The following is a 22,185-nucleotide window of genomic DNA, read 5'->3' as shown; positions in this document are numbered from 1 at the left end:
CCTGAAAGCTAAGACAGGCCCGGCTCGCAGACCGGGCCTGAGGATTACGAATAGGTCACGGTGTAGGTTGCGACGGCGCTGGCATCACCCGCGGTGGCGCCGCCCTTCGGCGAGTAATATTTCGCGCTGAAGTTCAGGGTGTTGGCACCCTTACGCAGAGGGATGGCCGCAGCAGGTTCACCCAGGTTCACCACGTTGCCCTGCTCGTCATAAAGGCGAATAGCCACGTTTTGCGCAGAGTTGGCGCTGCCGTTTGCTCCGACGGACAAGCTATTAACATCGGAAGTGTCCGGCGTGCCGGTGAAGGTGACGGCCACGGTTGTGGCGGCAATCGGGTTCTCATCCGTAGAGGCTGAGGTATCGGCGATTTCGCAATCTTCCAGGGTGATGGCAAACGCTTTTGCCGTGCTGGCAACGCTGCCTGCCGTCTTCAGCGTTGCGGTACGCACTTCACCCATGTCCACGTCAATGTTGGCGCTTCCTGCGCTGATGGCGCAGGCGGAGGTCACCACTTTGCCGCTAAAGTTCACCGTGCCGCCGCTGGTGCCGGCAGCCAGGGCCGTGCCCGCTGGCAGTAATGCCGCAATAGCGATCGCGAGCAGCGTTTTATTATTGAATTGAGCTTTCATTGTCCTGATTCCATTATGGTGTTATGTCGAGATTTGCTCTGAAAGCAGCAGGTCTAACTGGTTAAAAAGACCAGCAAATCTGTCTTGTTCCTGAGCCCGAGTTTTCTTATCGCTGAGCTTTTTAACGCGCTGACACGACGGTAAGAAAGCTGCTCTGTTTCGGCGATGTAACGCATATCCAGACCCTTTCGCAGTTCCTTCAATACCCTCCATTCACCCGGCGTCAGCGATAACGCCGTGGGTTTTTTTATTGGGCGATAACGGCTATCGACCATTTTTAATACGCTGGCTCGCCAGTGATACAGCGGGTCCTGCAGCGAGAGATAGGCGTCTATTTCACCGCGTATCCACAGCCAGGAATTTGCCGGTGCGGAATACATACAAATAAGTACGTCGGGATAAAGGACTTTCATCTTCCTGATATATTTCAGGCAGTCATATCCCGCGTGATATTTCTCCATGCCGGATAAAAAAATCACGTCTACCGGTGCGGCTGCGAGTATCGTTTCGATCTCCATGTAATTATCGATCGATGCTGTAATCTGCATAGCCGGGACAATATTTTTTAATAACGCGGCGATCCCCTGGCGCGCAAAGTGATCTCCACCCAATAGCGCGATATTTAAATAACGTGTGTTGTTGAGCTTATTCGCCATGTCATTCCCTCGATTTATAATTGTAATGAGACTCGTCTGTCTGGCAGAACGACGCCTGTATTTTCGAAGCAATTAAGCATTGCACGGTGTGAGCCCACTATACTCAGGGCGTAAAAGAGGTAACCTGAATTAATCTTAATTTGTTTTAAGTACGGTTTAGGTGTAGCGTCAATTTCTCCTCGCTGAACCGGCTTTTGCTTATCTGCCTGTAAATAATCATACCGGTAGTTTTTATTGAAAAGTTGGCTTTAATAAATGTTTTGTAAGGAAATAGTCTGGGGACGTCATGCGACGAGGGTTGTTACTGACGGTGGCTAACAGTTTCGCACCGAAATTGTTAATTAAGACGACAGCTTTCGAATTGGTCGTAATTTCGAAACCCGCTGGCAGAGCGCGTCCTCACTGCTTTTTATCAAAAAAACAAATTAAGCGCGCTGAATAATTCAGACAACGATGGCTAAAGCGTTCAACGGGCGCCTTTGTCGAGTTTTGTCAGTGTCAAGACGGCTTTAAATGGCGGTTAAGAAAACTTCAGACCGGTCAGATAAAGAGAAAGGAAAAATAAGATTTTTCGCCAGGCGCCAGGATATACAGTTGCGCATTAATCCGTCACATTAATCCTTACACAGGCGAGGGATACGCAGGTTAACCGTGAAGGGAATCTACTGGAGCAACAGGCGTTGACCGGAGGTATTTAGCCCATTCTATGCATAAGCATTACATTATTAATGGCCTGGTAGAGTTTCATCCAGCGGCCAGCACATTACGCGATCTCAACAATCCTGACCGGGTGGTGGTATTAAACTCCCCGGCGGGGCGCTGTCTGTTGTTATTAATAGAAAGAGCCGGAAGTATTGTGACTCAACAGGAGTGCATGGATATTGTCTGGCAGCGCCGGGGGATGTTGGTTTCGCCTAATACCTACTACCAGAATATTTCTATTCTGCGTAAGGGGCTGAAGAAAGTGGGGTTTGAAACCGATCCGATTGTCACTATCCCGCGCATTGGACTGACGCTCGCAAGCGATACGCAAATCACCGTTAAAGAGACGCAGCCGCAGGCTGAAGAGGAAGAACGTGCTGCTCCGGATGTCTGCGAAGAGACTGTCGGCCCGACGGCCCCGACACGCCGCTTCTGGCTGCCGGGCGCGCTGGTGCTATTGCTGATGCTGGCTGGCGTGAGCGTTATCAGCCATAACCTGCTGCATGAAAGCTATTTCGTCGACGGATACCGCTTCGCGATGAAGATGGGCGAATGCCAGCTCTATTTTTCTCGCGATATTGAAACGCAGCGCGACAGGGATAAAGCCCTGGCCTATGCCGCCCCGTTTAAGGACCAGTGCGCTAACTATCCCTGGGTTTACGTCAGCGGCTACATCCTGCTGCCTCGCGCATCGGTCATTCGCTGTGACAGGCCAATGACGGAACCCAACCGCTGTATGTCCGATTATTTTATAGAGGATCGCTAGTATGGTTCGCTACCGTCAAACGGTTGTTGCGCTCTGCCTGTGCCTGTTGATGGGGGCTGTCGTGGCAGCGTATTACCTCTTGCATCGCCATTACATCCAGCCCTTTTCCTGCCAGGCGAACTTTATTCAGCATCACCGTGATGAAACGCTCTCTCTGTGGCTGAATTACACCGTGGAGGGTAACAGCGGAATACTCAGCATGAATGGCCGGTTGAAAAGCGATCCTACGAAGACCCTGAATCGCAAAGTTTTCTTTCAGATTGAGCGCAAAGACAGCGTCTATAATCTGACGTCCATACGCAATATGAAATTTCCGGACGACAACATCAACGACAGCTGGCTGGAGAAGTACGAGCCCTTATTTTTTATCTATCCGAATAAGAATATTTATATGCGTATTAAGAAACAGCAGAATGAGAATTATTTATTTATTCTGGGGACGCTGCCGACCTATGTGTGCCACACGTCAAAAAACGGATAGCGACAGGGAGAAATGTTTTTAAGTTTTTGCGGGCATCATTTATGCTTGATTTAACAGCCAGGACCTATCTTAGGAAAATATAACAGCGACAATAATGTTGCGATAATGTAATTATTCTTCGGCAAGTTAATGAAAAATATAATTGATGATAGCGTCAGAATGACGCCTGCACGGAATAAATCCCTGCATATGGGTTTACTCCTGTGGCCCCATTTCTCGCTTTTCGCATATTCAGGATTAATAGAGGCGTTACGTATTGCATCCAGCGTCCAGAAGCGTAGCCAGAAAATACGCTTTAAACTCAGCCTGATAAGCACTTATCCCGACTTACCGATAGTGAGCAGCTCAGGGCTCAGCGTGCGGCCTGAGGCCGCCCATGCGCCGCCCGGCGATTTCGACTATATTGCGGCGATCGGCGGAGGTCTGGAGCATCTTCACCAGGGACACCGTGGCGACAGAGCGTTTCTCACGGAGGCTTATCACAACAACGTTCCCCTGATTGGTATTGGTACCGGCAGCTTTATTCTGGCGGAGGAAGGGTTACTGAACGAGCGCCGCGCCTCGATTCATCCTCATCACCATGACGTTTTCACGCAGCGGTTTCCGCAGGTTTATGCTGAGCAAGGCCTCGATTTTATCGACGAAGGCGATGTGCTGACCTGCCCGGGCGGGATCTCAACGCTCACCCTGGTAACGGCGCTGATCCGCGCCCACGGGGGAGACGACATTGCGGCCACCACCTCCCGGCGGTTGTCCCTTCCTCCGCATGACGCCGCCACGCCGCGGCCCGCGAATATCGCCATGATCCCTGATTCACGGCTGCGCAGGGCGGTGACGATCGTCGAACAGTATCTGACTCACCCGCTGAACGCCGCCAGGCTCGCGCAGGACGTTAAGCTGAGCGAACGCCAGCTTAACCGCCTGTTTCACGCCGAGTTTGGCAAAACGGCGCGGGAATTTATTCGCAGCGCCAGGCTGCGCTATGCCTGCTGGCTGCTGAAAAACTCTCAGCAAAGCGTGACGGATATTGCGCGACGGATGCGGTTTAGCGACTGCGCCCATTTTATTCGTCATTTTCAGACCGAGTACGGCTGCACGCCGGGGGTATGGCGCACGTCGCAGAACTGATGCACCTATTTCGTGCTTTCTTCGTAGGGTATTACTGGCTCGCCTGGATAGACTTCCGTTAAAAGCCTAACGGAGGGAAGACGACATGAACTGGCAGCCTTTTCGCGGCGATGCACCGGAAAATATGACGATTTTCAGCGCGTCATTTCCCGACGTCAGCGACCAGTGGCCGATGAAAGACGACGCTGCCCGTGAAATCGCCTCCCTTGACCGCGCCCTGAAAGCCGAGCCAGCGCTCCGGCCTCCGAGGGTAGAATACGACGAAGGGGGGCAGGCCGTGCTCGTCCCGCAGAACCGCTATTCCGAACAGGCCTTCCGCAACCGCCCGGCGCTCACCGCGTGGCGCACCCGGCTGGTGCCCTCCGCGCTGGCGCTGTTTGTGGTGCAAAACCCGCTGGAGGACCGCCTGCCCGACGGCACGAAAATGGACAGCGACAGCCGCCAGTGGTTTATCCACGCTAACGATGCGGTTGGCGTGCGCTCCCGCGCCCGGGTGCTGGCCGCGCTGGTGGATAAGTACATTCACAACGAAAGTGAAAATAACTGGGTTAGCCTCGCAAGCGGTGCCGCCATTCCGGTGCTGGAGGCACTGCGCGAAGCAAAGCTTGACGGCCAGCGGGTGTATCTCACGCTGGTGGACAAAGACCCGGTTGCGCTCAGCTGGGCCGAAACCATGGCGGCGCAGGAAGGGATTGTGGTGGGCGAACAGCTGACGCTGCTCAGGCGCAACCTGCTCCATACGCTGGTGCGTAACGAGGACCTGCTGCTGGAGCTCGGCGAGCATCAGGCCGAACTGGTCGATGCGCTGGGGATTTTCGAATACTTCAACGATACCGATGCGGTGATTTTTCTCCAGCGCGCGCTGCGGCTGGTCAAGCCAGGCGGCGCGGTGATTGTGTCGAACATGCTGACCAGCAGCCCGCAAATTGACTTTGTGCTGCGGGGTATCGGCTGGGAGGATATTTACCCGAGGTCGTTACAGCAGCTGCAGGATATCCACCTCGCGGCGGGCGTGCCGGTGGAAAACGTCACCGTGGTGGTGCCGAAGGATGGGGTGTATGCGGTGATGGAGATTAGGGTTTAGCTCGAACGGTGTGGGATGACAAACCGCACAATCGGTTCCCTCTCCCTTGAGGGAGAGGGCTAGGGTGAGGGGGAACAGGGCGCAACAATATTTACCGTTCCTCAGTTGTTCGGTTAAACCGAACAACTGTCATGAAGGATTGACTCGTTTCCCTGTTCTCATTCCCAGGTGATGATTCTTGCTTGCCATGATCTATCATTTGCCTGGTTTCCTGAACCAACTTTCGGGCCATTTCCTTGATACGCTCTCTACTTTCAGATGTACGAGAGTTTATAACTTCATTTAAGGTCTTCGTTTTATTGCCTCCATGCTTCTGGATACTTGATTTAATCTCTGCGCTCTATAATGATCCCCCCATGAAAATAGAAACCGCACTCCCCACACACTTCGAGCGTCTGGTCGCGATCTGGGAATCCTCCGTCCGCGCCACCCATCACTTTTTGCAGGAAAGCGATATTGCGGCACTGCGCCCGTTATTGCTCAACGCTTATCTGCCTAACCTCAAGGTCGTGATCGCTCGCGATGACGCAGGCGTTATTCACGGCTTTTTAGGCGTGGATGAAAACCGTATTGAAATGCTGTTTGTTGACGACGCGAGCCGCGGAAAGGGCGTCGGGAAATTGCTGCTGCAACACGCCATCACAGAGTTCGGCGCGAACGAGGTGGACGTGAATGAGCAGAACCCGCAGGGCGTCGCGTTTTATCGCCATATGGGGTTTGAGCAGGTCGGGCGCTCAGAACTGGACGGGCAGGGGAATCCGTTTCCGTTGCTGCATATGCGGTTGGGTGAATGAATATTAACTTAACGCAGAAATCACACTTTTAGATATGAAATGCAACGCGTTTTCCTGTGGGAAGTTCAATATCGATATGAAGTTTCCCCCCCATTGCCTCAATGTAGCGCTTAAGCGTGGCAATTTTGAGTTCATTTCCACGTTGCTCTAGCTGCGTTACTGCGGGCTGACTCACCCCCATCAAATCGGCAACATTTTTTTGCGAAAGTCTCAGCTCTTCACGTAAAAGTTGCAGACCCGTCTCGAGGATCATTTCATCTGCCATCTCTTTAATACGTTGTTGGCTTTCCGGTGAACGTGACGCAATCACTTCATTTAAGGTTTTCACTTGGTTGCCTCCAGGCTTGTCAGATGGAAGGAAAATTCGGTATCTGCGATGCGAATCATTTTTTCATAAAAGGCTTTGTCGTTACTCTTATCGCCCGCGCAAAGCACAATGGCCTGACGGACAGGATCAAATGCGAAGAAAGCACGTATCGGACGTCCAGCATATTGAATACGTAATTCTTTCATATGGTTATACCATGAGCCTTTAACCGTATCAGCATAGGGCCGTGGAAGACGTGGCCCATATTTTTGCAGATTTAGCAGGTCTGCCAGTACCTTATCCTGTAATCCTTCTTCCTGTTCAAGCAGCCATTGCTCGAATACCTTACCGAACAGAACCGTCCACATGCTTTCGTCCATGATAAGCTGTAGCTTATAAAAAAAGAATATAAGCTGTAGTTAATAAATGCAATGGCTGTCATCGATAGCCAGGCTGTTAGTGGCAAGAGTATGACAAAGTTGAGGTATCAAACGGGATCGTGCAATTAAGAAATTGCGAGGCGCTTTCCAGCGTTTTTTCTATTCATGCTGGTGTGTATTGCTTCGAGATTATAGCGATCTATCTCTCTGAAAATTGGCGTTTTCCTAACTAGTGAACTATCCGGGATAATCGGATAGTTGAATGTTAATCAACTTTGCGACCAGAAAAATTTTTCATGAGATGCCCATTAATAGTTCGAGCATCTTTACCTTACAGAATTTAAATGAATAAATGATCATGTTCACATAAGGTGACTGGGATGTGGGGAATTTATTTATTAATAAAGTTTTTATTAAAGGGGATGGCATTTTGGCGGAAGATCACAGGAGTCGAACCTGCCCGGGAACGCTGGCGTCCCCAACTGGATTTGAAGTCCAGCCACCTCACCGGAGATGACGATCTTCCGCGCCTCGATTGCTACATGGAGGCGGGGCGCATTATAGCTACTTTCAGGCATTTACCACATACCCCGACACACTTTTTTCACCTCTCTTTTGACCTGTACACCCCTGTTTCAGTTAATTCCTAAGAAAATCCTCATGTTAGCCCCTCGTGCTTCCAACATTTACCGCGATCACAAAAAACAAGAAACGTAATCTGCTAACCAGAAAACGCAATACCCGCTCCTGAAACAATGGTTTAAAACTCTGTAACCGGTCTCAGCGCCCCCTACAGCGTGAAGGATAAAAAAAGATGAGCGAAGTATTGTCAGTAAAAGAGAAGATTGGCTACGGCATGGGAGATGCCGCCAGCCACATCATTTTTGATAACGTCATGTTGTACATGATGTTTTTCTACACCGATATTTTCGGCATTCCCGCCGGGTTTGTCGGCACCATGTTTCTGCTGGCGCGCGCGTTGGATGCGATCTCCGACCCGTGCATGGGTCTGATTGCTGACCGCACCCGCAGCCGCTGGGGCAAGTTCCGTCCGTGGATTTTATTTGGTGCCATCCCGTTCGGCATCGTCTGCGTGCTGGCCTACACCACGCCGGACCTCAGCCTCAACGGCAAAATGGTTTACGCCGCAGTTACCTACACCCTGCTGACCCTGCTCTATACCGTGGTCAATATCCCCTACTGCGCGCTGGGCGGCGTGATCACCAACGACCCAACGCAGCGTATCTCCCTTCAGTCCTGGCGCTTTGTGCTGGCAACGGCGGGCGGCATGCTCTCCACGGTGCTGATGATGCCGCTGGTGAACCTGATTGGCGGCGACGATAAGGCGTTCGGCTTCCAGGGCGGCATCGCCGTGCTGTCGGTGGTCGCGTTCCTGATGCTGGCGTTCTGCTTCTTCACCACCAAAGAGCGCATCCAGGTGCCGCCGAGCACCACCTCCATGCGGGAAGACCTGCGCGACATCTGGCACAACGACCAGTGGCGCATCGTCGGCGTACTCACCATCCTCAACATCCTCGCAGTCTGCGTGCGCGGCGGCGCGATGATGTACTACTGCACCTGGATCATGGGCTCGCCGGAGGTGTTCGTCGCGTTCCTCACTACCTACTGCGTCGGCAACCTGATTGGCTCCGCGCTGGCGAAACCGCTCACCGACTGGAAGTGCAAGGTCAGCATCTTCTGGTGGACCAACGCCGCGCTGGCGGTGGTCAGCGTGGCGATGTTCTTCGTGCCGATGCACGCCACCGTGCTGATGTTCGCCTTTATCTTCGTCATCGGCGTGCTGCACCAGCTGGTGACGCCGATCCAGTGGGTGATGATGTCCGATACCGTCGACTACGGTGAATGGACCAACGGCAAACGCCTGACCGGCATCAGCTTTGCGGGCACGCTGTTCGTGCTGAAGCTCGGCCTGGCGCTGGGCGGGGCAATGATCGGCTGGATGCTGGCTGGCGGCGGCTACGACGCGGCAGCCAAAAGCCAGAACAGCGCGACCATCAGCATCATTATCGGCCTGTTTACCCTGGCCCCGGCGGCCTGCTACGTGCTGAGCGCCATCATCGCTAAACGCTACTACACGCTGAAAACCCCCTTCCTGACCAAAATCCTGGGCGAGCTGGCGCAGGGGGCGCGCCGCAATCAGCAGGAGTTTGAAAACCTGCCGGTCAGCAAAGAATTGCAGAACTAAGAGGACGCAAGCATGAAAATCAGTGATGGAAACTGGCTTATTCAACCGGGCCTGAACGTGACGTATCCGGTTCAGGTGTTCGACGTGGAGCAGCAGGGCAACGACCTTGTGGTGTATGTGGCGCCGCGCGACGTGCGCGAACGCACCTGGCAGCTCGACACGTTGATGTTCACGGTGCGCCTGTTTTCCCCGCAGGAAGGGATTGTCGGGGTGCGCATCGAGCATTTCCAGGGCGTGCTGAATAACGGCCCGCACTATCCGCTGAACGTTCTGAAAGACGTGAAGGTAGAGATTGAAAACAACGCCGACTTTGCCGAGCTGAAAAGCGGAAGCGTCAGCGTGCGCGTCACCAAAGGCGAGTTCTGGGCGCTGGATTTCCTGCGCAACGGCCAGCGCATTACCGGCAGCCAGCTGAAAAACAACGGCTACGTGCAGGACAGCAATACCGACCGCAATTACGTGTTCGAACGTCTGGATCTGGGCGTGGGGGAAACGGTCTACGGTCTGGGCGAGCGCTTTACCGCGCTGGTGCGCAACGGCCAGACGGTCGAAACCTGGAACCGCGACGGCGGCACCAGCACCGAGCAGTCCTACAAAAACATCCCGTTCTACCTGACCAACCGCGGCTACGGCGTGCTGGTGAATCATCCCGAGAACGTCTCGTTTGAAGTCGGCTCCGAGAAGGTCTCCAAAGTGCAGTTCAGCGTGGAAGGGGAATATCTCGAATACTTCGTGATCGACGGCCCGACGCCGAAAGAGGTGCTGAACCGCTATACGCGGTTCACCGGGCGTCCGGCGCTGCCGCCTGCCTGGTCGTTCGGCCTGTGGCTCACCACCTCGTTCACCACCAACTACGACGAAGCGACGGTAAACAGCTTTATCGACGGCATGGCCGAGCGCGACCTGCCGCTGCACGTCTTCCACTTCGACTGCTTCTGGATGAAGGCCTTTCAGTGGTGCGACTTCGAGTGGGACCCGGTGACCTTCCCGGATCCGGAAGGGATGATCCGCCGCCTGAAAGAGAAAGGCCTGAAGGTCTGCGTGTGGATTAACCCGTACATCGGCCAGAAATCCCCGATCTTCCGGGAGCTGAAAGAGAAGGGCTACCTGCTCAGGCGCCCGGACGGCTCCCTGTGGCAGTGGGACAAATGGCAGCCGGGGCTGGCAATCTACGACTTCACCAACCCGGACGCGTGCCGGTGGTATGCCGACAGGCTGAAAGGCCTGGTGGATATCGGCGTCGACTGCTTTAAGACCGACTTCGGCGAGCGTATCCCGACGGACGTGCAGTGGTACGACGGGTCCGATCCGCAGAAGATGCACAACCACTACGCCTACATCTATAACGAGCTGGTGTGGAACGTGCTGAAGGAGACGGTGGGGGAGGAAGAGGCGGTGCTGTTTGCCCGCTCGGCGTCCGTCGGGGCGCAGCAGTTCCCGGTGCACTGGGGCGGTGACTGCTACGCCAACTACGAGTCGATGGCCGAAAGCCTGCGCGGGGGGCTGTCGATTGGCCTGTCCGGCTTCGGGTTCTGGAGCCACGATATCGGCGGATTCGAAAACACCGCCCCGGCGCACGTCTACAAACGCTGGTGCGGGTTCGGGCTGTTCTCCAGCCACAGCCGCCTGCACGGCAGCAAATCCTATCGCGTGCCGTGGGCGTACGATGACGAGTCCTGCGACGTGGTGCGCCACTTCACCCAGCAGAAGTGTCAGCTGATGCCGTACCTGTATCGTCAGGCGGCGCTGGCCCGCGAGTTCGGCACGCCGATGCTGCGGGCGATGATGCTGGAGTTCCCGGACGATCCGGCATGCGATTACCTCGACCGCCAGTACATGCTGGGGGATGCGGTGATGGTCGCGCCGGTGTTCTCCGAGGCGGGCGACGTGCAGTTCTACCTGCCGGAAGGACGCTGGACGCATCTGTGGCATAACGACGAAATTCAGGGCAGCCGCTGGCATAAGCAGCAGCACGATTTCATGAGCCTGCCGGTCTACGTGCGCGACAACACCCTGCTGGCGCTGGGCAACAATAACCAGAAGCCGGACTACGCGTGGAACGCGGGGACGGCCTTCCAGCTGTTTAACCTGGACGATGGCGCAACGGCGGTGAGCGAAGTACCTGCGGCGGACGGCTCCGTGGCGTTTACGCTGAAGGCGTCACGTCGGGGCGACATCGTGACCTTTACCGGCGCGGGAGACGCACAAAACTGGTCGGTGTGCTTGCGCAACATACAGAAGGTGAGCGGCGTAAAAGGTGGTTCACACGCAGGTAGCGAATGGGGTGTGGTGGTGAAAGCGGAGGGGAATGAGGTGGTGGTTCACCTTTGATTCCCCTCACCCTAACCCTCTCCCCAAAGGGGCGAGGGAATGGTTTACTCCCTCTCCCTTTCAGGGAGAGGGCTGGGGTGAGGGTGGTGTTGAAACCACACCGCCCGTCATCGTCTGCTGCACCTGCTGTTTATCCATATTCACCGCGTTCAGCTTGCCGTTCACCGTTGGTTTCAACGGTACGCTGGCCTGCACGCTGCCGCTGGCGGTGAGCTGAATATTGCCGTCGCCCGTAATCGGCAGCGCAGGCCAGCCCCACTGCTGCAGCACGTTGAGCGGCACGCCGCGCCCGTTCAGGCTCACCGTGGTATGTCGCTGCGGCAGCTGAGAAACCGTCGCCGTGGCTTCCAGAATGCCTTTCTCGGTAAAGGCGCTCAGGTCGGTAATGTTCACCGTGGCGGCGTTCGCATTCAGCGCCAGCGACGGACGGCGCACGTCCACGCGGTTAAAGGTCGCCGCCGCGCCGTTCAGGGTTGCGCTGCCGCCCCAGATACCCCACTGGCGATCTTTCACCAGCTGCAGGTTTGCGCCGTAGCCGTCCAGAGAGGTGATCTGCCACGGGAAGGCGGGATCGATGTCGATCACCAGGTTGCGGCTCAGGCCGAATTTTTGCAGCGTGACGCTGTTCAGCCATTCCGGCAGAGGCTCCATCCACAGCGTTTTCCAGTTCTGCGGCAGGGTGTACTCCAGCCCGGCGATGGCAACATCGTCCAGCACCAGCGCTTTACCGTCGCGCAGCCAGTTACCGGACGTGCGCACCATGCCGCCTTCCCAGCGGGAGGTGAACTGTCGCAGCGCCATGCCCTGCGGGGAAAACTCCGCATTCAGGATCGGGTCGAAAAGATGCAGCGAGCCGTAGATAAACTCGCTGGCGTTCATGGACAGCCGGCCTTCCTGGCTCTGCCAGTCGCCTTTGCTGAGAGTCAGGTTGCGCAGGCTTAAATCGAGATCGGTCACCGCCCAGTCCGGGCCCTGAAGCCGGGCGTCGGTCACGTCCAGACGACCAATCTGCAGAGAGGGGATGGAGGCCAGCGGCGCGAAGAACGCCATCAGCGTTTTATCGCTCTGCAGGCGAATTTCATTCAGGCGCATCGTGTCGATAATCCAGCTCCCGTCGGCGTTGCGCAGGGCGGAGCCGGTAAGCGAGCCACGGGCCATGTCGGCACCAATCGTTTTCAGCACCACTTCCTTGCCGTTGAGCTGGCCCTCGATTAGCACGTTGGTCGCCGGTACGCCGTTCAGGGTCAGCGAGCCCGCGCTCATCTGGATCTGCGCGTTGTTCCCCAGCACGTTGCCCGCTTCCGGCTGCCACGGGCTGACGCCGCCCGTGACCTTCTGCGCGCTCAAGTCCCATTCAGTATTCGGGCTGTTAAAGGCCATGTTGTTCAGCTGCAGGCGATCCGCCTGGAAAGGCAGCGGTGCCGTCTGGGGCGAGAGATTCAGCGTGCCATCGAACAGGGTGATGGTGTCCATATGCAGCGGATCGGTTATCTGGCGGCTGCTCAGGCCGATATCGACTTTTTTGGCTACCAGCGTGGCGGGTTTACCGTCCCGACCGAAGGTGACGTTTTCCAGAATGATGTGGGAAGGCGACGAAAAGCGGTGATTCATCTTGTCGAAACTGAGTTCGTAGTCGGTATTCACCGTCACCCAGCTGCTGACCTGAGACGCGCCCCAGCGGGTCTGGAGCAAAATGTAGAACGCCAGCAGCACAATGAGCAGGGCTACCAGAAGATAGATGAGGAGCTTTCCAATAAATTTCATGGTCTTCCATCCCGCAAAACGCACATAAGGGAGTTATGCACGATTTATGCGCAATCCTCAAGGCGGGAATGGTGTAATTAGATGTCACGGCAGGCATTGGCTGCCTGCCGTGAAGAGGATCAGTTCTTTTCAGGCGGGAAAACGAGGTTCAGAACGATAGCGGTGATACCGCCCGCGGCAATGCCGGAAGAGAGCAGGTTTTTCACCCAGTCAGGCGCAAACTGCAGGATCAGCGGCTGCTGGGAAACACCCAGACCGACGGCCAGCGACAGGGCGATAATCATGATCGCGCGGCGGTTCAGCGGCTCGCGGGAGACGATACGCACGCCGGAGGCCGCGATGGTCCCGAACATTACCAGGGTTGCGCCGCCCAGCACCGGCTCAGGAATGTGCTGCACAAAGCCGCTTACCGCCGGGAACAGGCCGAGGACGATCAGCATCAGCGCCACCACAAAACCGACGTAGCGGCTGGCAACCCCGGTCAGCTGGATCACGCCGTTGTTCTGGCCGAAGCAGGAGTTCGGGAAGGTGTTGAATACCGCAGAGACAAACGAGTTCAGGCCGTTCGCCAGCACGCCGCCTTTCAGACGCTTCATGTACAGCGGGCCGGACACCGGCTGCTCGGAGACGTCGGAGGTAGCGGTGATATCGCCGATGGTTTCCAGAGAGGTGATCATAAAGACCAGCATCAGCGGCAGGAGCAGGCCCCAGTCAATGCCCAGACCGTAGTACAGCGGCGTGGGGACAGTGATCAGCGCGCTGTTGGTCGGCGCGGTGTTCTCCGGCAGCATGCCCAGCGCCCACGCCAGCAGGTAGCCCGCCGCCATGGCGATCACCAGCGAGGCGACGCGCAGGTAAGGATTACGCTGACGGTTAAGCAGAATAATGATCGCCAGCACGACACCCGCCAGCAGCAGGTTTTTCGGCGCGCCAAAGGTGTGGTCGCTCATTGCGGCATAACCGCCGCCAATGGAGGTCAGGCCCACCTGAATCAGCGACAGGCCGATAATCATTACGACGACGCCAGAAACCAGCGGGGTGATGACGCGGCGAGCCAGATGCAGAACGCGGGAGATGACCATCTCCGTGCAGCTGGCCAGCATCAGGGTGCCGAACAGCGCCGCCATCATGGTTGGGACATCCGCACCGCCGGTTTTCAGCGCCGTACCGCCCATGATAAGCGGTGCCACGAAGTTAAAGCTGGTGCCCTGAATCGACAATAATCCCGATCCCACCGGCCCCCACGCTTTAATTTGAATAATCGAGGCCACGCCGGAGGCGAAGAGAGACATGCTGATAATGTGCTGCGTGTCCTGCGCCGGTAAACCGAGCGCCTGGCAAATCAGCAGCGCCGGGGTGATCACCGCAACAAACATCGCCAGAAGATGCTGGCAGGCGGCGAAAAGCGTTTGCGGCAGCGGCGGGCGATCCTCAAGGCGGTAAATCAGTTCGCTATTTTGCTTCTGCGCAATCGGTTGCGCATCAGGCGACTCTATGGTGTTAACGGACATCGGCGGCAATCCCACGGTGGAAAAGCGGGCATTTTATCTGACCACCTGGTAAAAGCAAACGATTGCCAGCAAAAAAAGGGAAGAAAATCTGCCGCTGTGAGCAGGTTTTCTACAACGCGTGGGGAAAAAAAATTACACTTTTTGCGCCGGGGGCTCATGAAGAGCGCAAACCGGCCCAGGATAACGCCGCGTGTGTATGGAACACGCGCATAACAGGAGCCTTTTATGATTCATCTCGATACGTTGTCGACCCTTGTTGCCGCAACACTGGTTCTTCTGCTTGGTCGCAAGCTGGTACATAGCGTTTCCCTTCTGAAGAAATACACCATTCCTGAACCTGTCGCCGGTGGCCTGCTGGTGGCGCTGGCCCTGCTGATACTGAAAAAAAGCATGGGCTGGGAAATCGATTTTGATATGTCCCTGAAAGATCCGCTGATGCTGGCCTTCTTTGCCACTATCGGCCTGAACGCAAACCTGGCGAGCCTGCGCTCGGGCGGTAAGGTGCTCGGCGTATTCCTGATTGTGGTGGTGGGGCTGCTGCTGATGCAAAACGCCATTGGCATCGGCATGGCAACGCTGCTGGGGCTGGATCCGCTGATGGGTCTGCTGGCGGGGTCGATTACCCTTTCGGGCGGTCACGGAACCGGGGCCGCGTGGAGCAAGCTGTTCATCGAGCGCTACGGGTTTGAAAACGCGACGGAAGTGGCGATGGCCTGTGCGACCTTTGGCCTGGTGCTGGGTGGCCTGATTGGCGGTCCGGTGGCGCGGTATCTGGTTAAGCACTCTACCACGCCGAACGGCAGGCCGGACGATGAGCTGGTGCCGACCGCCTTCGAAAAGCCGGACGTTGGCCGCAGCATCACCTCGCTGGTGCTGATTGAAACTATCGCGACGATCGCCATCTGCCTGACCGTGGGCAAAGTGGTTGCGCAATGGCTGGCGGGTTCCGCGTTTGAACTGCCGACGTTTGTCTGCGTGCTGTTTATCGGGGTGATCCTGAGCAACGGTCTGGCGCTGATGGGCTTCTACCGCGTGTTTGAACGGGCGGTATCGGTGCTGGGCAACGTCTGTCTGTCGCTGTTCCTGGCGATGGCGCTGATGAGCCTCAAGCTGTGGGAGCTGGCCTCGCTGGCGCTGCCGATGGTGGCGATACTGGCGGTGCAGGCGCTGTTTATGGCGCTGTACGCCATGTTCGTGACCTGGCGCATGATGGGCAAAAACTACGATGCGGCGGTGCTGGCAGCGGGTCACTGCGGGTTTGGTTTGGGGGCCACTCCAACGGCTATCGCCAACATGCAGGCGATCACCGAACGGTTCGGGCCATCGCACATGGCGTTTCTGGTGGTCCCGATGGTTGGCGCCTTCTTCATTGATATCGTCAACGCGCTGGTGATCAAGCTGTACCTGATGCTGCCGATGTTTGCCTGAGATCAGGCGTTAGAGTACCGCTCGGTTTCCGGCATCCAGCGCTCAATTAACGCTGCCGCCTGTTCGGGGTAGCGTTCATGAATATGGCGCGCGAGGCGCTGAACTTCGGGGATCATGGCCTGATCGCGCAGTAAATCCGCTACTTTGAACTCCGCGTTACCCGTCTGACGCGTGCCCAGCAGTTCGCCCGGGCCGCGGATCTCCAGGTCTTTTTGCGCAATCACAAAACCGTCGTTGCTGTCGCGCAGCACCTGCAGACGCATCTGGGCGGTTTTGGAAAGAGGCGCTTTGTAGAGCAGTACGCAGTGGGACGCAACCGCGCCGCGGCCGACGCGCCCGCGCAGCTGGTGGAGCTGGGCAAGGCCGAGACGCTCCGGGTTTTCGATGATCATCAGGCTGGAATTGGGGACGTCCACGCCGACTTCGATCACCGTGGTGGCGATCAGCAGATGTAAATCACCCTGTTTGAACGACTGCATCACCGCCTGTTTTTCGGCGGGCTTCATGCGTCCGTGAACCAGACCCACGTTCAGCTCGGGCAGCGCCAGCTTAAGCTCTTCCCACGTTGCTTCGGCAGCCTGTGCTTCCAGCAGTTCAGACTCTTCAATCAGCGTACAGACCCAGTAGGCCTGACGCCCTTCCTGGGTGCAGGCGTTGCGCACGCGGTCGATGATATCGCTGCGGCGCGTGTCGGGAATGGCGACCGTGGTGACCGGCGTACGGCCCGGCGGCAGTTCGTCAATGGTGGAGGTATCCAGATCGGCGTACGCGGTCATCGCCAGGGTGCGCGGGATCGGCGTGGCGGTCATGATCAGCTGATGCGGGTGGAAGCCCTGCTGCAGCCCTTTCTCCCAGAGCGCCAGACGCTGATGCACGCCGAAGCGGTGCTGCTCGTCGATAATCACCAGCGCAAGACCGTTAAACTGCACCTGCTCCTGGAAGATGGCGTGCGTGCCGACAATCATCTGCACCTGCCCGCTGGCAATAGCCTCCTGTTGCGCAAGGCGCGCTTTGCCTTTTTGCTTCCCGGCAAGCCAGCCCACTTCAATTCCGAGTGGCGCAAACCAGGCGCGGAAATTGTTGGCGTGCTGTTCAGCCAGCAACTCGGTCGGCGCCATTAGCGCCACCTGTTTACCGTTAGCAATCGCGCGCAGGGCCGCCAGGGCGGCAACCAGCGTTTTACCGGAGCCCACGTCGCCCTGAACCAGGCGCATCATCGGCACGTCGAGCGCCATATCGCGTTCAATCTCGGCGGTGACGCGCGCCTGCGCGCCGGTGGGTTTAAACGGCAGCGAGGCCAGCAGCTTATCTTTGAGCGCATCGTTCTGGCTTAACGGCTGAGCGTGGAAACGCTGCGCGCCCGCGCGAAGCGCCAGCATGCTCAGGTTATGGGCCAGCAATTCCTCAAGGATAAGACGCTGTTGTGCGGGGTGTTTGCCGCTTTCTAAATCGCTGAGCTGCAGCGTTGGCGGCGGGCGATGCAGGGTGCGCAGCGCCTCGGGCAGGCTCATCATGCCCTGCGCCAGCTCGGGCGGCAGCAGCTCGGTAATGGCGCAGGTATCCAGCAGCTCCAGCGCCTGATCGGTGAGCTTGCGCAGCGTCGCCTGCTTGATGCCTTCGGTCGTCGGGTAAACCGGAGTGAGCGTCTCCTGCATTTCCGGCGTGCTGAGATCGCCCTGCACGCGGTACTCCGGGTGGATCATCTCTGCGCCGTATTTCCCGTGTTTGGCTTCGCCATAGGCCAGCACCCTGCGGCCCGTCGCCAGGCTGTTTTTCATCGCCGCGCTGAAGTTGAAAAAACGCATGGTGAGAATGCCGGTACCGTCGCTGATCTGGCAGGTCATCATCCGGCGTCCGCCGAAGGTGATGTTGCAGTTCAGGACTTCGCCTTCAACGGTGGCGTAAATGGCGGGAAGAAGATCGCCAATCTTGTAGAGCTGGGTGCGGTCTTCGTAACGCAGGGGGAGGTGAAGCAGGAGATCCTGAACGGTGTGCAGGCCAATTTTTGCCAGCTTATTACTTTGCGCCGCGCCCACGCCCGTCAGGCTGTTAAGCGGGATAGCATCCAGCAGGCGGCCTTTCATCGCTTACCCGGCGTACTGCATGGTGGCCCACCACTCGGCATCGGCTACAATTTCGCCCTGCGCGTTGACGTGGGGGTAAGGCAATTTTTTCTGCTTCGCAACGCGAGCCAGCACCGGATAACCACCTTCAAACAGCAGGCGCTGCTGCTCATCTTCCGGCAGCATGCTGTTGCTGCGCTCGTACATCCCGGCGTTCTGACGCTGGCGCTGCGCTTCATACAGAATGAGCGCGGACGCCACGGAGACGTTCAAAGACTGCACCATGCCGATCATCGGAATGATGATGTCACGATCCGCCAGATCCAGCGCTTCCCGGGAGATCCCGGTTTTCTCCTGACCCATCAAAATGCAGGTCGGGCGGGTGTAGTCGATCTCGCGGAAATCTACGGCTTTAGCGGACAGGTTAGTGGCGAGGATCTGCATCCCGCGCCCTTTCAGGTGCGATACGGCTTCGCCAATGGTGTGATGATTTTTGACAGACACCCAGCTGTTGCTGCCTGCCGCCGCCGAGACCGTATTGCGCATACGGCCGTCCGGCCAGACGGCGTGCACTTCATGCACACCGACGGCATCTGCGGTACGGACGATAGCAGAGACGTTATGAGGTTTATGCACCTGCTCCATGCAGACCGTCAGGTCAGGCTGACGCCTGGCGAGCATTTCGCAGATACGTGCATAACGTTGTGAATTCATAAACCTAGTTTCGGTTTCGGGTGACTTTAATCACGTCCGGCATGACGCGGATTTTGCGCATAATATTCGCCAGATGCACGCGGTCGCGGGCGGTCAGACGAATAAAGGCGCTGTACACGCGGCCATCTTTTTCTTCCGTATTCAGGCTCTGAATGTTGGATGAAGCCGTGTTGATCGCTGCCGTCAGGTTCGCCAGGGCACCCTGATGGTTGAACATATCCACCTTAATTTCGGTGATAAATTCCTGCGCGGTCTCTTTATCCCACTCGACCGCCATAAACTTCTCGGCTTCTTTCTGGTAGCCGCGAATGTTACGACAGGACTCGTGGTGGATAACCAGCCCTTTACCCGGGCTGACATGCGCAATAATCGGGTCGCCAGGAATTGGACGACAGCATTTTGCGAAGGTGATCAGCACCCCGTCTGCGCCTTTAATCGGCAGGTGTCCGTGGCTTTGCGTGGTTGCAGGCACCGCTGTCGTGTCGCCTTGCTGCAGATTCTTCGCCACCACCACGCTCATGGCGTTGCCGAGGCCAATCTCTGCCAGCAGGTCGTCAAGCGACGCAAGCTTCATGCGCTCCAGCTCACGCTGTACGTTCTCCTGCGGAATTTCAGCCAGCTTACGGCTACCGCCCAACGCGTGGTTGAGCAGGCGACGCCCCAGGCTGACGGAATCATCGCGCTTGAGGTTTTTCAGCAGCTGGCGAATTTTGGCGCGTGCCTTGGAGCTCACGACAAAGTTCAGCCAGGCCGCGTTCGGACGTGCGCCCGGCGCGGTAATAATTTCTACCGTCTGGCCGCTGGAGAGCGGCTGAGACAGCGGATAAGGCTGTCTGTCGACGCGCGCGCCGACGCAGGCATGCCCGATATCGGTGTGCACGGCGTAGGCGAAGTCGACCGGCGTTGCGCCCGCAGGCAGTTCGACAATGCGACCTTCTGGGGTGAAAACGTAAATCTCATCCGGGAAGAGATCGGATTTAACGCTCTCGATAAATTCAAACGAGCTACCCGCACTCTGCTGAAGCTCCAGCAGGCTTTGCATCCAGCGCTGGGCGCGGATTTGTGCGGTCGTGCTGCTTTCGCCACCGTGCTCTTTATACGCCCAGTGTGCGGCAACACCCATCTCTGCCATCTGGTCCATGTCTTCGGTGCGAATTTGCACCTCAACAGGTACGCCATGTGGCCCGATCATCGAGGTGTGCAAAGATTGATAGCCGTTCGCTTTTGGAATGGCGATGTAATCTTTCATGCGGCCCGGACGCGGTTTGTAGAGGCTGTGCATCTGCCCCAGCACGCGATAGCAGGTGTCCGAGTCGTGGACAATTACGCGGAAGGCGTAGATATCCATGATCGAGTGAAAACGCTGCTCTTTGAGCACCATTTTGCAGTAGATGGAGTACAAATGTTTTTCGCGACCGCTGACGCGGCACGGAATTCCCGCTTCCTGTAAGCGCCCTTCAATTTCCGAGAGGATTTTTTGAATCATCTCTTTACGGTTACCGCGTGCGGCTTTCACCACCTCTTTAATCACGCGATAGCGGTTCGGGTACAACGCTTCAAAACCCAACTCTTCCAGCTCGGTTTTAATGTGATGAATACCTAAACGGTGCGCCAGCGGACTGTAGATTTCGAGGGTTTCACGGGCAATGCGGCGACGTTTATCCGGGCGAAGTGAGCCCAGCGTGCGCATGTTGTGGGTACGGTCAGCGAGTTTGATGAGAATGACGCGGATATCCTGCACCATCGCCATAATCATCTTGCGGAAGTTTTCGGCTTGCGCCTCTTTCTTGTCGCGGAAATTCAGCTTATCAAGCTTAGAGACCCCTTCCACCAGTTCGGCAACGCTTTTGCCAAACAGCTGTTCCATGTCCTGATAAGTGGCAGGGGTATCTTCGATCACGTCATGCAGCAGAGCGGCCATCAGCGTTTCGTAGTCGAGTTTCATCTCGGCCAGAATACAGGCCACCGCTACCGGGTGCGTGATATAGGGTTCACCGCTTGAACGTGTCTGGCCCTCGTGAGCGTCACGTGCAACGAGATACGCCTGCTGAAGACGCTTAATCTGGTCTTCAGGCAGGTAGGTTTGAATCAGTTGATTCAGGCTTTCAAACAGATACAAGGGCGACCCGCAGGTTTAATTAACGACGACCTTCAGCAATAGCGGTTACGGCCTGCAGTTCTGCGGCTTCCTGCTCTTGCTGCTCCTGGCGCTCACGCACGTCGAGGATCTGGTTGTTGATCAGACCTTCTTCGATTTCGCGAAGTGCAATAACGGTGGTTTTATCGTTTTCTTCCGGTACCAGCGGATCTTTACCGCCTACCTGCATCTGACGAGCGCGACGCGCGGCGACCAGCACCAGGTCAAAACGGTTACCAATTTTCTCTACAGCGTCCTGAACAGTTACGCGTGCCATACTTAAAATGCTCCACAGGTGAAGAAATGACTGGGCATGATACTGAAAGTGGGTTCAGTCTGCCAACAGTTTGGTGATTAATGCGTCATGTCGCTGCTTCTGGCGGCTCATACGCAGACGTTCTGCACGAAGAATGGTTTTGAGATCGCTCAGTGCGGCATCAAAATCATCATTCACAATAAGGTAATCATATTCCGCGTAATGGCTCATTTCTGCAACAGCCTGTTCCATACGCTTTGCGATCACTTCTTCGCTGTCCTGACCGCGGCCACGCAGGCGGCGATCCAGCTCATCTTTCGATGGCGGTAAAATAAAGATACTGCGCGAATCAGGCATTTTCTTACGAATTTGCTGTGCGCCCTGCCAGTCGATATCCAGGAACACATTCACGCCCGTGGCCAGAACCTGCTCAATGGTTTCACGCGAGGTACCGTAGTAATTACCAAATACTTCAGCGTGTTCAAGAAACGCGTCTCTGCCGATCATCGCTCTGAATTCGTCGTGATCCACAAAGAAATAGTGTTCACCGTGCACTTCACCCGGACGCGGCGCTCGCGTGGTGTGAGAAACAGAAACCTGTGTGTCGTACAACGGTTGGGTTTTTAACAGTGCCTGAATAAGGCTGGATTTACCCGCGCCACTAGGGGCAGAAACAATATAAAGCGTGCCTTGAGCCATGAGAGTCTTTTGTATGTGTTAACGAAGAAGTCCTACATACGGGCTTATTATACACGTCGGCGCACCGTGACGTAGCCTTTGTCACACTTTTTCCCCTGGATTATTGAATTTTGCGTGCCGTTTTCAGGTTTTATCTGTGGTTTTCAGCA

General features: G+C 56.3%; 19 protein-coding genes and 1 tRNA gene. 8 read left to right on the top strand and 12 right to left on the bottom strand.

Features of this window, described 5'->3' with window-relative positions; genetic code table 11:
- Positions 1-44: 44 nt before the first annotated feature.
- Together USF70_RS18265 and USF70_RS18260 are read right to left on the bottom strand one after the other, a co-directional pair.
- On the bottom strand, positions 45-629 hold the full coding sequence (locus USF70_RS18265; RefSeq protein WP_032661969.1) for a fimbrial protein: 585 nt from the start codon (positions 627-629) through the stop codon (positions 45-47).
- Between the two features lie 53 nt (positions 630-682).
- A complete protein-coding gene (locus USF70_RS18260; RefSeq protein ID WP_210867568.1) occupies positions 683-1,285 on the bottom strand; it encodes a helix-turn-helix transcriptional regulator in 603 nt (200 codons plus the stop codon).
- 706 nt (positions 1,286-1,991) lie between these two features.
- Between USF70_RS18260 and USF70_RS18255 the strand changes: the two genes are divergently transcribed.
- The 5 genes from USF70_RS18255 to USF70_RS18235 all read left to right on the top strand — a co-directional run bounded on the left by USF70_RS18255 (position 1,992) and on the right by USF70_RS18235 (position 6,240).
- A complete protein-coding gene (locus USF70_RS18255; RefSeq protein ID WP_320735888.1) occupies positions 1,992-2,753 on the top strand; it encodes a winged helix-turn-helix domain-containing protein in 762 nt (253 codons plus the stop codon).
- Position 2,754: 1 nt separating this feature from the next.
- Complete coding sequence (locus USF70_RS18250) at positions 2,755-3,234, top strand: hypothetical protein (protein WP_320735887.1); 480 nt, start codon at positions 2,755-2,757, stop codon at positions 3,232-3,234.
- Positions 3,235-3,423: 189 nt separating this feature from the next.
- Entirely contained in the window at positions 3,424-4,362 is a 939-nt protein-coding gene (locus USF70_RS18245; RefSeq protein ID WP_047059676.1) for a GlxA family transcriptional regulator, read from the top strand.
- Between the two features lie 85 nt (positions 4,363-4,447).
- The gene (locus USF70_RS18240) at positions 4,448-5,446 is read left to right on the top strand and encodes a class I SAM-dependent methyltransferase (protein ID WP_045887657.1); all 999 of its coding nucleotides are present in this window, start codon (positions 4,448-4,450) and stop codon (positions 5,444-5,446) included.
- A 356-nt stretch (positions 5,447-5,802) separates the two neighbouring features.
- Positions 5,803-6,240 (top strand): acetyltransferase, encoded by a 438-nt coding sequence (locus tag USF70_RS18235; RefSeq protein ID WP_033147059.1) that lies wholly within the window; start codon positions 5,803-5,805, stop codon positions 6,238-6,240.
- Positions 6,241-6,268: 28 nt separating this feature from the next.
- Here USF70_RS18235 and USF70_RS18230 read toward each other — a convergent pair whose 3' ends face one another.
- The 3 genes from USF70_RS18230 to USF70_RS18220 all read right to left on the bottom strand — a co-directional run bounded on the left by USF70_RS18230 (position 6,269) and on the right by USF70_RS18220 (position 7,453).
- Positions 6,269-6,568 carry a helix-turn-helix domain-containing protein gene (locus tag USF70_RS18230; protein WP_023309874.1) on the bottom strand — a complete coding sequence of 100 codons (300 nt, stop codon included), beginning with the start codon at positions 6,566-6,568 and terminating at the stop codon, positions 6,269-6,271.
- Entirely contained in the window at positions 6,565-6,915 is a 351-nt protein-coding gene (locus USF70_RS18225; protein ID WP_033147058.1) for a type II toxin-antitoxin system RelE/ParE family toxin, read from the bottom strand. The genes USF70_RS18230 and USF70_RS18225 overlap by 4 nt, the downstream gene beginning before the upstream one ends.
- 443 nt (positions 6,916-7,358) lie before the next feature.
- Positions 7,359-7,453, bottom strand: a tRNA-Sec gene (locus tag USF70_RS18220).
- Positions 7,454-7,741: 288 nt separating this feature from the next.
- Between USF70_RS18220 and USF70_RS18215 the strand changes: the two genes are divergently transcribed.
- Positions 7,742-9,133 (top strand): glycoside-pentoside-hexuronide family transporter, encoded by a 1,392-nt coding sequence (locus USF70_RS18215; RefSeq protein ID WP_033147057.1) that lies wholly within the window; start codon positions 7,742-7,744, stop codon positions 9,131-9,133.
- Positions 9,134-9,145: 12 nt separating this feature from the next.
- Positions 9,146-11,464, top strand: coding sequence for an alpha-xylosidase (yicI, locus tag USF70_RS18210; RefSeq protein WP_232938876.1), 2,319 nt, complete (start codon positions 9,146-9,148; stop codon positions 11,462-11,464).
- Positions 11,465-11,524: 60 nt separating this feature from the next.
- Here yicI and USF70_RS18205 read toward each other — a convergent pair whose 3' ends face one another.
- Both USF70_RS18205 and xanP read right to left on the bottom strand, forming a co-directional pair.
- Positions 11,525-13,228, bottom strand: coding sequence for an AsmA family protein (locus USF70_RS18205; RefSeq protein ID WP_210867569.1), 1,704 nt, complete (start codon positions 13,226-13,228; stop codon positions 11,525-11,527).
- Between the two features lie 119 nt (positions 13,229-13,347).
- Entirely contained in the window at positions 13,348-14,739 is a 1,392-nt protein-coding gene (gene xanP / locus USF70_RS18200; RefSeq protein WP_014881972.1) for a xanthine/proton symporter XanP, read from the bottom strand.
- A gap of 225 nt (positions 14,740-14,964) precedes the next feature.
- Between xanP and gltS the strand changes: the two genes are divergently transcribed.
- Positions 14,965-16,167, top strand: a complete 1,203-nt coding sequence (gene gltS, locus USF70_RS18195) for a sodium/glutamate symporter (protein WP_023309880.1) — start codon at positions 14,965-14,967, stop codon at positions 16,165-16,167.
- Positions 16,168-16,169: 2 nt separating this feature from the next.
- Here gltS and recG read toward each other — a convergent pair whose 3' ends face one another.
- Genes recG through gmk form a run of 5 tightly spaced genes read right to left on the bottom strand, consistent with a single transcriptional unit; the run spans position 16,170 to position 22,036 of the window.
- Positions 16,170-18,251 (bottom strand): ATP-dependent DNA helicase RecG, encoded by a 2,082-nt coding sequence (recG, locus tag USF70_RS18190; protein WP_320735886.1) that lies wholly within the window; start codon positions 18,249-18,251, stop codon positions 16,170-16,172.
- Between the two features lie 3 nt (positions 18,252-18,254).
- On the bottom strand, positions 18,255-18,944 hold the full coding sequence (gene trmH / locus USF70_RS18185; RefSeq protein ID WP_193138764.1) for a tRNA (guanosine(18)-2'-O)-methyltransferase TrmH: 690 nt from the start codon (positions 18,942-18,944) through the stop codon (positions 18,255-18,257).
- Positions 18,945-18,948: 4 nt separating this feature from the next.
- Positions 18,949-21,063 (bottom strand): bifunctional GTP diphosphokinase/guanosine-3',5'-bis pyrophosphate 3'-pyrophosphohydrolase, encoded by a 2,115-nt coding sequence (gene spoT, locus USF70_RS18180; RefSeq protein ID WP_023309883.1) that lies wholly within the window; start codon positions 21,061-21,063, stop codon positions 18,949-18,951.
- A gap of 19 nt (positions 21,064-21,082) precedes the next feature.
- Complete coding sequence (gene rpoZ / locus USF70_RS18175; protein ID WP_000135058.1) at positions 21,083-21,358, bottom strand: DNA-directed RNA polymerase subunit omega; 276 nt, start codon at positions 21,356-21,358, stop codon at positions 21,083-21,085.
- A gap of 54 nt (positions 21,359-21,412) precedes the next feature.
- Positions 21,413-22,036 (bottom strand): guanylate kinase, encoded by a 624-nt coding sequence (gene gmk, locus USF70_RS18170; RefSeq protein WP_010426438.1) that lies wholly within the window; start codon positions 22,034-22,036, stop codon positions 21,413-21,415.
- Between the last annotated feature and the right edge of the window lie 149 nt (positions 22,037-22,185).

This window comes from Enterobacter sp. 237C8 (assembly GCF_034106865.1).
In the GTDB taxonomy this organism is placed as follows: Bacteria; Pseudomonadota; Gammaproteobacteria; order Enterobacterales; family Enterobacteriaceae; genus Enterobacter; species Enterobacter asburiae_B.
Note: the sequence above shows the minus strand (reverse complement) of the source record. Positions and strands in the feature narration are given on the sequence as shown.